General features: G+C 35.9%; 8 protein-coding genes. All 8 read left to right on the plus strand.

The window, feature by feature from the left end:
* Positions 1-3,841 precede the first annotated feature (3,841 nt).
* The 8 genes from A6733_RS04155 to A6733_RS04185 all read left to right on the plus strand — a co-directional run bounded on the left by A6733_RS04155 (position 3,842) and on the right by A6733_RS04185 (position 17,919).
* A complete protein-coding gene (locus tag A6733_RS04155; RefSeq protein ID WP_092411259.1) occupies positions 3,842-4,309 on the plus strand; it encodes a hypothetical protein in 468 nt (155 codons plus the stop codon).
* A 2,110-nt stretch (positions 4,310-6,419) separates the two neighbouring features.
* Positions 6,420-6,620 carry a hypothetical protein gene (locus tag A6733_RS04160; RefSeq protein ID WP_092411258.1) on the plus strand — a complete coding sequence of 67 codons (201 nt, stop codon included), beginning with the start codon at positions 6,420-6,422 and terminating at the stop codon, positions 6,618-6,620.
* Positions 6,621-6,721: 101 nt separating this feature from the next.
* Positions 6,722-6,853: a hypothetical protein gene (locus tag A6733_RS09630; protein ID WP_278183828.1), complete on the plus strand. Its 132-nt coding sequence runs from the start codon at positions 6,722-6,724 to the stop codon at positions 6,851-6,853.
* A 1,220-nt stretch (positions 6,854-8,073) separates the two neighbouring features.
* Complete coding sequence (locus A6733_RS04165) at positions 8,074-8,769, plus strand: hypothetical protein (protein WP_092411257.1); 696 nt, start codon at positions 8,074-8,076, stop codon at positions 8,767-8,769.
* A gap of 821 nt (positions 8,770-9,590) precedes the next feature.
* Positions 9,591-10,283 carry a hypothetical protein gene (locus A6733_RS04170; protein WP_092460485.1) on the plus strand — a complete coding sequence of 231 codons (693 nt, stop codon included), beginning with the start codon at positions 9,591-9,593 and terminating at the stop codon, positions 10,281-10,283.
* Positions 10,284-11,454: 1,171 nt separating this feature from the next.
* The gene (locus A6733_RS04175) at positions 11,455-13,032 is read left to right on the plus strand and encodes a hypothetical protein (RefSeq protein ID WP_092411323.1); all 1,578 of its coding nucleotides are present in this window, start codon (positions 11,455-11,457) and stop codon (positions 13,030-13,032) included.
* A gap of 484 nt (positions 13,033-13,516) precedes the next feature.
* The gene (locus A6733_RS04180; RefSeq protein WP_092411324.1) at positions 13,517-14,857 is read left to right on the plus strand and encodes a hypothetical protein; all 1,341 of its coding nucleotides are present in this window, start codon (positions 13,517-13,519) and stop codon (positions 14,855-14,857) included.
* A gap of 1,733 nt (positions 14,858-16,590) precedes the next feature.
* Positions 16,591-17,919, plus strand: coding sequence for an ICP22 family protein (locus A6733_RS04185; protein ID WP_092460488.1), 1,329 nt, complete (start codon positions 16,591-16,593; stop codon positions 17,917-17,919).
* The last annotated feature ends 72 nt before the right edge of the window (positions 17,920-17,991 follow it).

Consider the following 17,991-nt stretch of genomic DNA (forward strand, 5'->3'; position numbering starts at 1 on the left):
ATACGTAAATGATAATAGCTACGCAATTTGATAAATAGCACCATTTCTCTTTACTGTGATAGAATCAGCTTGTTGCTGTTTCAGGCAAACAATATCTGCAACCTTTATACTGTAACCGTAATCAATGAACTTATTATCTCACTTAGTGTGGAAACTAACATAGTCACAAAAACTATAAAATGAGTGTACGCAGTAATTTCTCATACAACGAGCAGCAACTTATACTGATATTGGAAGTGGATACTGTTTCCATGATTTACAGAGTACTGCTCAACTAGTTACTACCTACCTAACAAAACTGCACAGTAATAGTAAAAATGATAATTCTCATATATGAGATATTGTATAAATATATGTAAACTAGTACAGTCAATAGAGTATAGCGAGTTGAGTGCATTGATTATTCATAGTGGGAGATAGTAGTTCTACCGTAGGTAGTTCAATATGTGAAGAAAAATCCCATCCTCAAAAAGTAGGTTGATTCTCTTGCATTTCTCCTCGGTAATTACTCATGCCAACACTCTCTGCATAAATATCATTGTCCTAATATGTTTTGGAATAGAGCAATCAAACTCTGCTAAAGCAGTACACCATCTACTGTTACGACAGAAATATCTGTTCTCAGTACTTATACCTGACTTATGGATAACAGCGCACGAACATAAGTGCAAGGTAATAGTGCAGCACTTATATTTGCAGTGTTGTCGTGGTTAGATTGCAGCGATTTGCTTATCTTGCTGCTAGAATGCACAGTAGTTTAACTACTAGAATGCATCTGTAGGCACCACACTTCAAGACAATCAGGGGGGAGGGCCTTGTACGTTGCTAATCAAGGTGGTAATGCAAGCATTTGCCTACACATGTAATGTAGTTGAAGCCATTATGATCCATACAACCTATAAGGTAAAATAAAAATAGTAGAACTACGTGAAGCACAGAGGGATGGAAATATATTCCAGAAGAAGCAATCCTCATGGTTATTGGTAGTTCTCAAATATAATTTGTAACCTTATATGAAGCACAATGAAAAATTACTCAAACATCACATATATACTAATTACGGCACAAAAATTATACAAACTGCATAGAGTAAGTGTATACCACGCATTATAAATGTTAAAAAAATACACACAAACCAAAACTGAATCTACATCAATTAAGGTCTATGAGCATACAAATACAAGGTCGATATAAAGATAATCAAATAAACCTTTGAAATAAGCATAATATTTACTTATCAATAAATATATCATCCGAAGCCATATACATGATAAAGACTAGTATCGAAAACACGGCCATAGCCCCGTCTACGATACTAATTGTGGCTGTGCTAGTTTATTAGCATCAATGTAAGGTTACAAGTTAATAGCAATCCAAGTCATAATATCATGTTCATGTCGAAAACATAGCGAAAGCTTGCACGTAAACGATGTCACCACGTACCATACATACTACTACTGATCTCACTAAGTAACATTAAGTCAAGTGAGTAATATATGAATTTCATATTATTTATTTAAACAAACTATACTTGTTTCAAATAATTTATATACTCTCAGTGCTCTACCCTGCTCTACCATAATGAATAAAATAATAAGTAAATGAGTAGTACGCAACATATACTCTACAGATAGTGCTCCAGGTAACGCTGAAGTTAATAATTTGTCAACGATACCTCCGCTTCCAATATTAAAAATAATGTTAATATCCATGCTAGCGTAGATAGCAGCGCACCAATAAAATGTTCAACGAAACAGGAAATGCAATTATCCTCAAGAGTAATAAATCTGGTTTCAAGTTCATTCGTATCTTTACTTGAGATTTTGCTACTGAAGTTACTTTAAGAAAATTATACAAGCAATCAAAATACTAGAAGAAGTTACAACGTCTATTACAACAATAGGCACCGTAATAGGTACTAATGCTGTATATAAAAGTACTAGATTAATACACTTGATAGAAATAGCATAGTGTTTATTAGAGATAATAACAGTTACGTCGTTTGGTTAAACAAATAAAGAAGATACAAGATAAAAATAATTAAAGAGCTAATTTTCAACAAGGAGCTACTTTGGAAGATAATAATACTGTCATTCAACATAAAAGTCATGTTATGGAAAAACATCATGCCCAAATAACCATCTAGGTGAAATAGTATAACTTTGTTAAGCACAGTGAGGATCGAAATATATTTCAAGAGAAGTAATACTCGTGATTATCATGGATGGTGATCAAGTATAAGAAGAAAGAGAAGAATGGGGAGAGTAAGACATCGTGTAGGTACTCTGGGCGTCGTAAAATATAATATCTGTAATATTAAAAAACCTCTTAACCTGTCACTCTTGACTTGTAAGTAAAAATAATACAAATGTACTACTCAGATCTATCTTATCCTTACAGTAGTCACAGTATTGTTGTTAACATTATAAATAATAAAAATAGGGATAGAACGTTTGTATTATAGTAGTAAGTGAAGTTAGTAGAAATTGAGATAATTGAGACAGCTACTCTATGAATTACTCTCACCTAAGCATTAATTTCGCTAAAAATCATACTGCATGTACCTACAAAAATAGTACATATATCAGTACTATTTCTGTGCATGCGCGGACACTAATCTGCATTAACAAGATTGTGTGATAGATCGTACAGATATGTGACACATAGCACTATCAATACCGCAAAACATCACACAGCAACTAAAATATTACATATTCTTATATAATTTCTTTGTAACATATTGTATATCATAGCTAACATACATATCAGCAGTATCAAATAAAAAATCCTTCAAATAAGGAACATATATATCTATAAGGAGCTAGTTACAACAAATATAGGTACGGTTGTACGCACGATATTCTGTGTACTGTTACAATTAAAAAAATATGCACAATATAAAATAAAAATGCCCATCAGTTATTTTAATTAATCAACACTTATACTTGCTACACTTACACAAGTGATAAAGACTACTATCGTATACAATGATCACGGTCAGTGTTTAAATTTTGCTTAATTATATTTGTTACCAAATTTACAAAGCACAAAGAAAAATTACCAGAATCTAAACTAGAAGAACTTTACTCATGATACATTGCGAACGTCTTAGTGCACTGTAAGAGCATGATATAAATGGTGCATTTAATTCTATATGTATATATATTTATATTTGTCAGTACTAATTTACTTACGGCCTATCATTAAATCAATACAATTTACTTTAAAAACAAAAAGCACAAGCCATGCTTATTAGCAGTAAATATGATGTAATGTCCTAAATGATAATATTCTCCTCAATCAATGATATATTGTTATAAATAATGTTATTGAAACTAACATTTCAGGCACTCAACAGGCACTCAAGATTCTATAAGTAATAATCACCATTCTTAAAATCACCATTCTTAACTCTTACAGTATGAGCATCATAATTAGTGTGCCTCTAAGTATCACAAATCAAGCGTTACTATAGCCGTAAACTATGAATATAAGATGTACAATGTTACATTTACCCTTGCACATGTAACTTTGTTTTCTTACACTTAACCAAGTATTTACGCACATCTACATCTACGCACATCTACATCTATTTCCATCAAAAAAAATATGGAACTGTGAATTAAGTAATATTTGATCATTGATTTATATGTCACGATTCTTGGAAACGCAGCGGCGTGGTGGCAGATGGAGCTACTTTGTAGCAAAATAGTATCATAATAATTAAAATGAAGTGGTAATAAGTGACTGTCTGTCCTGTCTGGCAAACAATTAATCCCAAGAATGAAGTTGTTGGCGTGATCTTCTAGCCTTAAATGTCATTACAGGTGGAGACGAAAGGGTGTCATTGCAGGTGGGGACAAAAGGAGAGGATGTGGCTAACAACAACATTGGTAATTTTAGACCTGGAGCGCAGCTGGAGGATATTGCGGAGGAAGTTGCTGAAGAACCCGAGGTGCAGTTGGAAGATGTTCCAGAGAATCAAGGGGAAGCTGCTGAAGAACCCGAGGTGCAGTTGGAAGATGCTCTAGAGGGTCTTTTTGGACCACTTGAGATGCATTGGCGTGACGCGCGTTTTTTGGGTGCGGTAGTTGCTGTTCCGGGTGGGCCTGAGGTGCATGTTTTGCCCGATTTTGCTGATTTAGGCGTTCCGGAATGGGTTGTTGCACAAGCTGGGAGGGTCTTGATGGATGAAGGTGTTGGGATGCGTGGTGTGTTTTTAGAGATGCGTTTGTTGCAGTGGCTACATGGACCAGAACCAGAGGAAGAAGAACAATTTGTCTTTGTGGATTGTACTGAAGGGGGATGAAAAAATAACAGGGGAAGATGGTCGCCTTTAGGGGCCGTGCAATCGTGTTGTCCAATGCTCTTTTTGGTAGTGTTATTGCCAGGATTGTATGTGCTGCCGTCCAGTAATCTTAACACTTAAGACGCTGCCAACGGCTAGATGAGAGTTATCACTAGATTGAGAACTAGTCGTTAAAGTGTGAAGTCATGGGGGGTGTGGTCGTAAAATATCTGGTGCACATTCTATATGGAATAAAACATACATCGTTCTAGTATAACAAACGCGGGTAGATGTTACCTCTAGGCGCTGTTATGTACGCACCTACAGGTTATGTGTTAGACCGCGAGCTCCTTGATTTTTCGTTGATGAAGAATTGTGGGAGTAAGTAGAGAAAAAATATGTTACGCACGCAAAGTATATTAGTGTTACGCGTAGAGTTAGTATACATAGGTTTAAAATATAACTCATATGAATGACGCGTATTCACGTATATGTGATGCAGCATAACTCACATTAAGGTGTCAATTACATTTCAGTTTACAGTAGTGAGTAGTAGAGCCCGAAATTCTTACCTCAATGAAACAACATCGGTAATATATAAATATAAAACTTCTGTCTGTAGAAACTATGATTGTTGGTTTGGCATAAAGAATAAGTTGGAATGCAAAGAAATTATACAATATATCTTGTACTGTAAAATGTTGTTGGTGTTATGTGATATTTCTATTTCTCACACAAATTACCATTACTAAACATATTAGGCTTAATAAAAAATATGGTCCATATTAGATATATGAATAACAAATTAATGAAAGCAAACTACTACTCTACTAATGTGGGACGTACTTATTGTTGATAAAATAGAAATTCATAGTAATTACTAAAAAGATTACATATGAAGTGTAGAGCTAATACTTCCTCACACCGTACAATTAATTTCATAAAACGCAAGTTGGGCAAGAAGTATATAACTCCCATAATTTCGTTAAGTAAATTATGTTTGTTTTAGGTAATTTGTATATACTCAGTAGTACATATCTACCCTACCCTAGTAAATAAAATAACAAGCACATGAATAGCATGCAATATGTACTCTACATGTAGTGTTCTATGTTAAGCCAACGCTAATAACTTGCAACGATACTTCAATATTAAAAATAATTATAATGGCACATGCAAGTAAAGCTGTGCAGACGCTAAAACACCTGCAAACATCAGAATATTACGTTTTAATTTTAGACACGATTAGTAAAGAATAACCGTATAAATATAAATTTAATACCTAAAAAAATATACCTATTCCACTATGTCAGACATTTTACATATCTGTGGTATATAATGCTCATTTATTGATTTATCCCGCTGCAGCACTACTTATTATACTGTCCAAGATCACACAAAATTGCATTTCGCACGATGTGCATGCATTTTGGGGGTTCATGTCAAATACCTTACTAAGGTACTAGTGCCTACAGCACTTAACTAATTTCATAATTTATAAAATCTAGTCTTTTTACATACATCCATACACAACCACATCACACACAATCCAAACAACATTTTATATCGTCTACGTATATGAAACATACCAAAACTATATAAGAAAACACTGTTATTATATATTATACAATTATTAAATCAAAGATACTAAAAAATATCTGAAGATAATTATCTCATATAAATTATATTTAACATAAATAAGAACTTGTATACCTCACACATAAATACATAAAAATTAAATCCTATTGGAACATAAAAAGTACACTACACGAATGATATAATAAGCCTATTTACCCATAAATCATCCTATAACCCTCCAAAATATCTAATCTTATCCTTATGTATAAATGTAGAAAAATAAATATGAGACTGATTGTGAATTGACTGATTGATTGTTAAGTATTTAATGTTTAGCGTTGATTTGCACAAGATAACAGCCATCACTCTCGTTGGAAACGTGAGTGTAAAGAAAATAAGTAGCAATACACACTTAGGAATAATTAAAACAGATATAGTTAAAAATATTACCTTAAATGGAAATAATATAAGTATAAAGGTATAAAGCTTACATGTTCTGAGACCAATTTTTTCGAGGTTTAAATGTTCCTCAAAAGGTAAAAGTAGCTTTGAAGTGGACAATTCAAGGTCAGATAGGTGGGTCTTGGTTCTTAGCCAGCAGTCAGTATCCCATGGTCCTTCTTTTGCTTCTTCGTTGCTTTCTGTTTCTGCGGTAACGCTGTCTGTACTCTCATTGGTGAATGATGTTTCTGCGAGAAACAATCAAACTAATAGCAAAACTGTACCAGCTGCCAACGTAAAAGTAAGTGTATAGGCATTCTCTCATTAGCTTTGTCATTCATTGGTATGCTTATGGCAGTTGGGGTAGTACAATATGCGTGTAGCTATTGTAGTTTGTTTTAGTCTTGCAACAATTTGTCTAAGAGAAAACATAGGAAAAGATTGGCAGCATTGCAAGAAGTCCTTCAGCAAAAATGTGGTGCTCATCCAGTAATTATTAACGGTCATGCTTTAGTAGAAATTCGTGATCCGGGAACCACTAAATGAAATAATGGAGCTTCATGAAGCTCGAGGAGATATTACAGGAGAGGCATTTCCTATGGCCGTAGTAAGTGTCGCTCAAGAAATGGAAGAGGGAGAATGAGAAGAGGATACTGTTCTGTGTGGTGGTCAATGTTAGAAAAAGTTTCCAAATGCACTACTATATGGTTACGTGGTTTTTGTGGTTGCTCATGCTTTAACAACATGTGTAGACAAATATATCAGTATCTAGCGTTAAGGATTTTATTAACTAACGATATAATATCGCAAAAAAATACAAGTAAATGTTGGTTACGCAGTTCAAGAAGTAATAAGCACTGTTTATCTTTAATTACTATACGGCCAGCCAATCACTGTTTCATCAGGAAGGTAATATCTTAATCTTTGATGATACTGACGTGATTAACGCACTTATTGGCTTGATTAGTGTAAAAACTGATATAGTTATAAAAATTACAAAACAAACGTCGCTGTGGTTGTCTTGTATTGCAACAGCTTATACTAATATCAGCAAAGAATCCTATCTCTGCATAGTTTAGTTGCAAAAGATATACATAACCGACATAGTATTGTACAGCTGGCTATCACATATGTAGTAGTAGAAGTAGAGATGTTGTTATGAATTAATTCTGTACAATCAACAAATATTGAAGTAATTAGATGTATAACTACTTCTTTATTCTGTAACGATAAAAAAAACTTTCTTGAAACCAAGATCACACTTCTCTAAAAACATATAAAAGATAAAGCATAAACTATGCGCCTAGTAGTAGGAATATAATGAAAGCAACAATACTCACAACAAACAACAATAACAGATTATTATGAAATACTGTAGATTAGTATAATACTAGATACGCAACAAGCTCATACTAACAATATTGCCACCATCTTCTTGACCGTCATTACACACATCATACAGTGCGTCACAAACAAAGCAGAGTGTTTCATAATTTAACTATTCTCTTATATTTAAAATAATGGGTGTAAAGTTTTTTGTAGTTAACTCAGATGTACTTAAATATCTAAAAAATTTCCATCGAAACCATAAAAAATTAAAAAAAATATAAATATATATAATACATAAATGCATATATAATAAGTGGATTATATGATATCTATTTGTCCAATTTATATGTCACTATCCCCAACGGCACGGTAAGTGAGCATAGCGAGTAATTGGTTTTTTTACAGTGTAAAAATAATATAATAAGGTAATGAGGGATATGAGATCTAAAGTTGTGTCACGGTCTGAGTGTGTTGATCATTCAGAGGATGGTAATAGTTGTGCTGTGGGTAATTTTGCACGGAGAGAACAATTCCACACTCAACAGAGAAAACCTTCTTGCGTTTTGTCGTCATCGTTGCTTATGCTTTCGGTGCTAACACTATCTGCGGAAGTTTCATTGGCTCAAGATGTTTCTGTGAGATACAATCAAACGATTGACAGCACTGCGCTGCATGCTGTGGCAACAGAAAGATCAGTTCTCAGTACTTATACTCAACTTATGGATAACAGCACAAATATCACCGATGGTAATAATAGTGCGGGTGGGGTGACATTTGTTTTTGCACTGTTGTTATGGATAGTTGCTGCAATAATTTGTGTGTACATTGTCATTGAGGCACCTCGTGCGTATATCTCAAGGATGCGTCTGCGAGCACGTTTGCAAGAACTACCACAAATCAATCAAGGGGGAGATGCTGGTAACAATCAGCAAGAAATTCCTGGTGTTCCTAATGGTCGTGCTGTGGTTGGTCATCGTGATCCAGATGATCGACCGGGTGAAATAATGGAACTTCATGAAGAACAGTGGGGGTGGGGACATCTTCCAGCAGAGATAATCCCTATGGTTATCATGGGCGGCGCTCAAAGGGCTGAAGAAGGAGAAGAGGAAGAAGAAGAAGAGGACGAAGTATGATACTTAATATTATAAAAACAATTAGCGAACATAATCAGCGGCTACGCTATGGTAGCATTTTAATACTGAGAGCTACTGATAATAACGGCTGATTCTATTATGTTTCTTTTTTATGCTATGATTCTGCATATGGAGTAGCGATGTATTTAATACATGCTACGTACCATACATATTTGTAATCTTATATGAGGTATGATGACAAGTTTCTCAAACATCGTGTATTAAATTATAGAGTAAAAATTATACGGAAAATGTAAAGCGAGTGTATATCTGTCGGTATATAAAAAAAAAGAATGTGCAAGAACTATCTATTACTTTGATTAGCATGTTATAAACATAAAAACACAAATTCAATGTGGAGGTAATCGTTAATAGAAAAGGATATTTAATGCACACAGTACAAAATTAAGATAAACCTACCCATTTGCCAATAAGTCTGTGTCATTGCAAATAATGACAAAGGTTAGCATCTTAATACATAATCATAGCCTCTTCTAAAATACTAACTATGATTATGCTCGTTTCGCTCACTTTTATTATTGTCAATGTCAACGTATGGAGTTACAAGTTTATAGAAGGATATGAAAAAACATAACGTTGTCATCTTTACACACATTAGTATTATGTTGATATGAGTAATATTTGTTTCCCTATTCCCTAAATAAATATCAAAAGATGAGTAATATATAACTTTCATGATTTTATTAAATGAACTACATTCTCTCTCCCGGGAGTGTGTTTATGTAATGTATTATCACTAACATATCCGCTACCCCCCTCTACTCTAGTATACGACAACAAATACATGAAAAGTACATGATATGAATTCTATAGGTAATGTTTTAGGAACTGATGGTGTTGACAGTTTGTCGACTGACACTTTGGATACTGAAAGTGCTAATGTTATCCATGGTAGTATGGATAGTGTCTCGTTAGTAGAAGGCTCTATGAAACACTCGGCTCAATCATCTTCAAGAATAATAACTCGATTCTCAAATTCATCCCCACCTCTGCTTGCGCTTTCGTTACTATCGCTACTTCCAGGAATCCTGGCTGAAGATAGTTCAACTAGCAGTCAAAATACTAGCGTTGTTACAGCGGCCACTACAACAGTAGGAGCCATGATGAGTACTAGTAGCACCACTTCTGGAGATATTAACGTGCTTAAAGATACTCTGGAAACTGTAGAAACGGTGGTGTATTGTATTCTAGCAGTAGTATCGATGGTGGTGATAGCAACGTTTTTTGATTACATGATAAGACGAACTGCACAAAACAATCGAGGAGGTAATTTTCAACAGGGAGGTGCTTTAGGAGGTAATAATCCTGATGCTCAACCTAATGGTAATGTTGTAGTTGGCCGTCGTGATCCAGATGATCATCCAGGTGAAATCATGGAACTTCGTGAAGCAAATAGGGGATGGAGACATATTCCAGGGGAGATGATACCTATGGTTGCTATGGGAGGAGGGGATCAAGAAGAAGAGGAAGGAGAAGAAGAGGACGCTGTGTAGAGCACCACAAGCGCCATAAAAGTCGTCATGGTACGTTATGTAATGTCGACAAGCACCCTAGTTTGCCAATGGAAGTGGTGCAACTGTAGCAATATAGTATGTATGAGACGCAAGTCTACCCTAGTGGAATAACAGACATGAATTTGCGCACACACAGTAAGATTGCGGAATGAATCGTATAAGTTATGGTTCATAATGTAATGTCAATATCATCTTACAACAAACAAAATACTACGTGATACAACATTATATAACTTCTTCATGGCACAAAATATCATGATCAAAGCGCTAAAAGAATAATACTCCAAGTAAAGTAATAGCTATAAGGTAATAATAAATTTACAACTTATCTATACATAGCATATAACTTTTTAAGGATTGCTATATGGTGGTATTGTTGTTTTGCTTATTTATACCTATTCTAATGTGATATTTGTAGAGTAAGATTCGTCTTTCAGTCTGGTATGTCGTGGAAAAAAACACTTTTCATAGCAATCCAGACAAAATGAACAATGTGGTCAGCACAAACATTAATTAGTTAATTTATTATTGGCTAAAAGTATCGACACAATTATATACGTGATATTTTACTGCACATACTAATTACAAGTTTATTATTATTATTTTCTATTGCAATCATCCTACATTACATTCCATCAATAACATAAAATAAAAGATCACTAACATAAAAGGGTGTCGGCTACGTCTATTGGAAATTGTGAACACAGCAACTCTGCACTTAGAGCATTGCAATATCTATCAAAAAATAACCAAAAACGGACATACTGTGAATTAATACGTTACCAATCTTATTTATAGTAGCTAATAGCTAACTATTGATTACCCATGCATCATCACTATCACATTAACAAAATATCATAAATCATTGCTATAACCCACCAAATCATCGGTACACTTATAAAAATAAAGCTTTTACCACATTTATATCCATATGTAACAATCCAATCTATTATTGTGTAACTCCATATGGAATTTCCATTTGGAATTGACTTAACTAAATAGATCTAACTATAGTAATATACTATTAAAAATGTGAAATTAATACTCTCATGTACCCATTGACCGATATACCATGTCTCTTGTAGGCAATGTAAATAAAAAGTGAAGGTGACCGTAGGTAAATATAAATGTATAAGGGGCGGACAACAATATGTGTCCTGCAGACAATGTGTTTAGTTATGAGAATTGTGGTTGCGGATCTTCATTAGTTGATAGCCCACATGATAATGGAGGAGAAGATGGTGAGCATGGCGATGCTGATAGCGGTGGAGTGTCTGGGTCAGAACACTCTTCGTCTTTGCGCCCACCAATCTTGAGTTCATCATCACTATTGTTGCTTTCTGCTCTCTCTTCGTTTTCAATACTTCCTGCGGCTGAGACTACTTCTACAAATAGTCAGAGCAATGCTACTGAGTCATCAACAGTTAATACTGTAACGATAATTGAAAATTCTACAATGCATGTAGATGCTGATGACGGCACAAATTCTCCTCGTGCTGGTTCATTAGTATTGGTAGCGTTTGTATTATTGGTATCTTTTCTGTGCCTACTGTGGTTGGCTCTCAGATCATTATCGAGAACAAGAAGAATGATTGGGGCTGATAATCTAGAAGTAGGTGAAGACGTAGAAATGGCTAGATTTAGAGGAGAGGATTTGAATGGTAACGGTCTTGTAAGAGAAGAGGAAGATGATGATTCTTCTGTAGAAGAGGTTGATGTTAATCCACCCGTAAGGGGAGATAATAATGATCATGTGGAGGAAGATGCCAATCCTCCTGTAGGAGGAGATAATAATCCTGTGGAAGAGGAGGATGTTAATCCTGTGGAAGAGGAGGATGTTAATCCTGCGGAAGAGGAGGATGTTAATCCTGCGGAAGAGGAGAATGTTGATCCTGTGGAAGAGGAGGATGTTAATCCTGCGGAAGAGGAGAATGTTGATCCTGTGGAAGAGGAGAATGTTGATCCTGTGGAAGAGGAGAATGTTGATCCTGTGGAAGAGGAGAATGTTGATCCTGTGGAAGAGGAGAATGTTGATCCTGTGGAAGAGGAGAATGTTGATCTTGTGGAAGAAGGGGATGATGGTCCTGTACTAGGAGATCTTGATCTACTTGAAGATGTGAATGAGGAAAGTGATGGTTCTGATGATATTTTTATGTTGCAAAATCTAGATCTTATCGCAGATATAGGTGAGGAAAGAAGTGAGGACAGTGACGATTCTCTTGAAGATGATGATCTTGTGCTGCAAAATCTAGATCTTATTGCAGATATAGATGGGGAAAGTGATGATTCTGTAGAAGACGATGATGTTGGTCATCCTGTGGGAGGTGATAATGATAATCCTGTAGGAGGTGATAATAATCCTGTGGAAGTAGGTGATAATAATCCTGTAGGAGTAGGTGGTAATAATCCTGTGGGAGGAGGTAATGCTCCCCAGCCAGATGTAATTCCGGAGCTATTGCAGGATCTTCATCTACTACAGTTATTAGCACCAAATATGTTGGTGATGTTTGTACCTCAAGACCTGGCAGATCCAGATGTAATCCTAGATCATTTTGAGTTACCGTATGGAAATGCCCCTCAAGTTGACGAAGAACCACAAGTTGACGAAGAACCACAAGTTGACGAAGAACCACAAGTTGACGAAGAACCACAAGTTGACGAAGAACCACAAGTTGACGAAGAACCACAACAACGTAATGTCATTATTCCTGATGTTGTTCCGCGTTAATGCAGCCTAGGCCTCAAATAATATATATGTTACTAATAAAATATTTTATAAGTGCAGGTGCAAAATGTAATAGGACACATACATATCAACCGCCAAGGTCGCTGTATGGAGATGTGCCAAGGGAATATAAATTTATCTTTGTCTCATGCTTTCTACGAGTATATTAACATACATTTTATTACGTTGTGCTTCATGTAGCGTGTGGCGCGTGTGTTTGAGATTCTTGGAGAAGGAGAAACAAAATTTCTAGGGACTTTCGGCTATAACCCAATCATTTGTGAACACAAGAGCATCACTAACTGTTTACTTACTCCATGTAAAATTTGTTCGACTAACCAAATCTAGAAATATGTCATCAAAACATCAAAAATGTTAAATTAACGCTTTTATGTGATTGTTGATCCGTATATCATCCCCACCTAGAAGCAATAAGTAAAGCGGATGAGAATAAAAAAGCTAAGTGTTGGGGTATGTTGGGGTGTGTATGTATTATGGAAGTGTGAAATCTGCGAACAATGTGTTGAATTATGGATTTTCTGACTCTTTGTTAATTGATAGTTTGTATGATGGCAATGAAAAGAGAAATGAGCATGATGGTGTAGGTAGCGGAGAGATAAGAGAGATAACTGAGGAGAGGCAATGTTCGTCTTCACGCTCCTTGGTTTTTAATTCATCACCACTGTTGTTGCTTTCTGCTTTGTCTTCGTTTGCAGGGCTTACTCTGGCTGAAGCTACCTCCGAAGATGATCAAAGCGGTAGTGTTGCACAATCGACAACCAGTACTACAACCATGATTGATACTTCTTCGGCGCCATATATGAATGCAAACAATGGCACCAGGTCTCTTAGACTGGGCTTAGTAGTAGCATTTTTATTGTTGGCTTCATTTCTGTGCTTGCTTTATTTGGCTATTAGATCGTTCTTAAGAAGAAGGGGAATGGTTAGAGTAAATAATCAAGCAGTAGATGAAAACAGAGGAATTGGTAGGGTCAGGGAAAATTTAAACAATAATGAAGATAATAACGGTCTTGTTGGAGAAGAGGAAGAGGATTCTATAGAAGAGAATGATGGTGATACTGCGGAAGAGGAAGATGAAGGTAATGGTGATCTTTTTGTATTGGAGAATCTAGATCTTGTAGATATAGGAGATGATAATGATCCTGTAGAGGAAGGCTATGATAATATTGTAGAAGAAAATGTTGCTAATCCCGAACCAGGCATAGTTGAAGAAGATGATAATGATGATGGCGGTTCTGCGGAAGATAGTAGCTCTGAAGAAGAGAATAATGGTAATCATGATGAAGAATATGGGAATAATTTGGGTCCTGTATTAGAAAATCTAGATCCTGCAGAAGGTATGGAAGTTGGTAATGATCATGTAGGGGAAAATAACAATAATCCCGTGGTAGAGCATGTTGCTGATCCTGAACCAGTAATGATTGCAGAAGATGATAGTGATGATGATGATTCTGTTGAGAATGGTAGTGGTGACAGTTCTATAGAAGATAATGATGTTAACTTTGCGGGGGATGATGGTAATGGTGGTCCCGTATTAGTAAATCTAGACCTTGTGGCAGGTATAGAAAATAATAATGATCCTATGGAAGAGGGTGCTGCTGGTCCCGAACCAGATGTGATTCCAGAATTATTGTTTAATTTTGACCGGCTAGTTTTTGTAGTCAGGAACTTGGGACGTCCAGATGTTGTTCCAGATTATGTTGCGCGGTTAAATAATAATGCCCCACAAGTTGACGAAGAGCCACAAGTTGACGAAGAACCACGTATTGACGAAGATGTAGTTCTGCCTGATGTTATCCCACATTAGTGGGACCTATTGGCAGCACAATGATATATAGTGCAAATGTGTAAGTGTAGGTAAGTTTTTTTGTACAACAGGCAAGTGTGTGCGTACTGTCAGGTTTTGTTATGCGATAATCGTATGGATGAACACGAATTATTAGCCTTGTGCTTGCGTGCGTCTTTTTTTTCTTAGTACATCCTAAGTACCTTTGCTTTATTGTACACACCAATTATCCTCAGTATACGACATGTGTATGTATGTGTGTATTTGGTGTTGCGCTATTATTGAAGGGAAGGAGAAAAGTTTCCTAGGATGTTCGACCTCTATCCAACAACGTGATAACATGAAAAAACGCTATTCTATTATTAATTATATGTTTTGTGGTAAATTCTAACAACGTAGAAATATATTAAAATTAATGGTTAATGGTATTTAATATTGGGTGTGTAAAAGTAATATGCCCTCCGCAGACAACGTAACATTAAGTAATCATCTACAACAAGGCGCTCATTTTCCGTTTGCTCATATTACTATCACTTCTTTGCACTTTAGATGTTAGACACTCCCTACGTGGTATCATACGTATGCAACTGTTTCTACAAACACCCGAACCGATGTACTACCATAGCAATTACAATTACTATCTCGTCATCTGCAGGTACTGAAGGATGTTTTGCTAACACATCAATAATAATCACAGTTGTATTGTTGATGCTACATTTTAGCTGTGCGCTAATTATTATAAAGAAGACGAAGAATTATAGAAGATATAGTTTAACAATCAATAAATAAGGTGGTGACGAAGCTAAGTGATACCCCCCTGCAAGCCAAGATAATACAATTGATGTGTTAAGGGGGATTGTTGTTCATAAACACTAATGAAAAAATCAAGCTTTATTTGTATTTTATAAGTTCTAAGAATAGATTCTTAAAATCTAATATTCCACCCAACAATCATGCTACTGTTAATCGTCATGATTAGGATCACCAGCCAAACGGAGGTAATGTAACTTAATAAAGCTCAATGGTGATGGTCATATTTAATCATAAATAGTTCCTATGGTTATCATAAATGACACTCAAAGGACTGAAGGTAAAGAAGAAGAGGACGAAGTAGGTGGTATTCAATGTCAAAAAGAAATACAAATATGGTAACAGTTAATATTAAAGTTATTACTAGTAAACATCAGATTTTATTATATTTCGTTTACTGTCTGAAGTAAAAAAAACATCACCAATAGTAGCCAATTTACATTCTATTCTATTTATTATGAATTGTAATATACAATGTAAGCTGCTTACTAACTATCATCTAGATTTATATATATAAAATATAAATCAAACGTGCAGATCCCATTAACACTCTGCACGGTGTAGAACTTTGATGTTGATAACGTTAACGAATTATTGTAAGTAACATCGAACATAGTGAAAATTGATGCGTTGCCACATTACTAGACAAAGACAATTATAGTTAATTACCCTTATTTAAATCTTTTGCCAATAAATTACAACTATCATATTAAAAACAGAATCTATAGCATATATCTATATGTAGCACATCGTATCGATATGATCCATGCTGAGTTTGCCTTTTGACTAACTAATTATGAAAAATGTGAAATTAATGTTTTTATGTGAGTGTTGATCCCTATAGACTGTTAATCCTTATATATTGTGTCTCCTGCAGATGCCATAAATGGGTTTGCTTCTAACGGAACAAGAATAATTACATTGAAACATATGAGGATGTTAGTATGAGTCCTGCAGAAAATTTGTTGGGTTGTGGATGTCTTGACTCCTCATTAGTTGAAAACCCATGTGATAATGGGGAGGGCGGTGGTAGACATAGTAGTACGGGTGTCAGAGAAATACCCAGATTGGAACATTCCTCGTCTTCGCGTCCTTTAATCTCGACTTCGTCGTCGTTGTTGTTACTTTGTACTCTATCTTCACTTGCAACATCATCCTTAGCTGAGACTACTTGTCCAAGCAACCAAAGCCATAATGTTACGACGCTGTCAACGACTAATCCTCCAATAATGCTTGAAACTTCCACACCACGTGCTAATGATGATAATAAAGTAGACTCTCCTCGAGTAGGTTTATTGGTGGGGGTAGTGTTTGCATTATTGATAGCATTTCTGTGTTTGCTTTATTTGGCTCTTAGATTAACATCAAGGATAAGAAGAGCAAATAATAGAGCAGCAGCTGAAGGCATAGGTCTTGTACCAATGAGGGATTTCGATCTTGTAGCAAATGCAGATGGGGATGATGCATTGGGTATGAATGCATTAGCACTAGAAGATCTTGATCTTTTAGATGACATAGATGATTTCATAGATGATGTAGATGTACCAGAAAATCCTGATCTCGTAGCAGATATAGATGGGGATGGGGATGGGGATGGGGATGGGGATGGGGATGATAATCCTCCTCCCGCAGAAGGGGGTGGTGGTAATGCTCCTCCCGCAGAAGAGGGTGGTGGTAATGCTCCTCCCGCAGAAGAAGGTGGTAATGCTCCTCCTGCAGAAGAGGGTGGTAATGCTCCTCCCGCAGAAGAGGGTGGTAATGCTCCTCCCGCAGAAGAAGGTGGTAATGCTCCTCCCGCAGAAGAAGGTGGTAATGCTCCTCCTGCAGAAGAGGGTGGTAATGCTCCTCCCGCAGAAGAAGGTGGTAATCCTAGACCAGACGTAGTCCCGGAAGAATTGTGGGAGCTTCATTTGCTATTTTTGTTTGTACCAGATCTAGTGGGGATGTTTGCGAATCAAGATCAAGAATATCCGGATGTTATTCCGGACAATCATGTACAGTTGAATGATAATGCTCATCATGTTGATGAAGAACCACATGTTGATGAAGAACCACATGTTGATGAAGAACCACATGTTGATGAAGAACCACATGTTGATGAAGAACCACATGTTGATGAAGAACCACATGTTGATGAAGAACCACATGCTGATGAAGAACCACATGCTGATGAAGAACCACATGCTGATGAAGAACCACATGCTGATGAAGAACCACATGCTGATGAAGAACAAGAAGGTAATGATGTGGTTTTACCTGATGTTGTTCGGTAGCGATGCAGGAACAAACTACTGACTCGGAGAATGTGTGGCTAGAATATAATTATTCGCATGTATTTTTTTATT

Source organism: Candidatus Ichthyocystis sparus, assembly GCF_900078745.1.
GTDB classification, from domain to species: domain Bacteria; phylum Pseudomonadota; class Gammaproteobacteria; order Burkholderiales; family 2013Ark19i; genus Ichthyocystis; species Ichthyocystis sparus.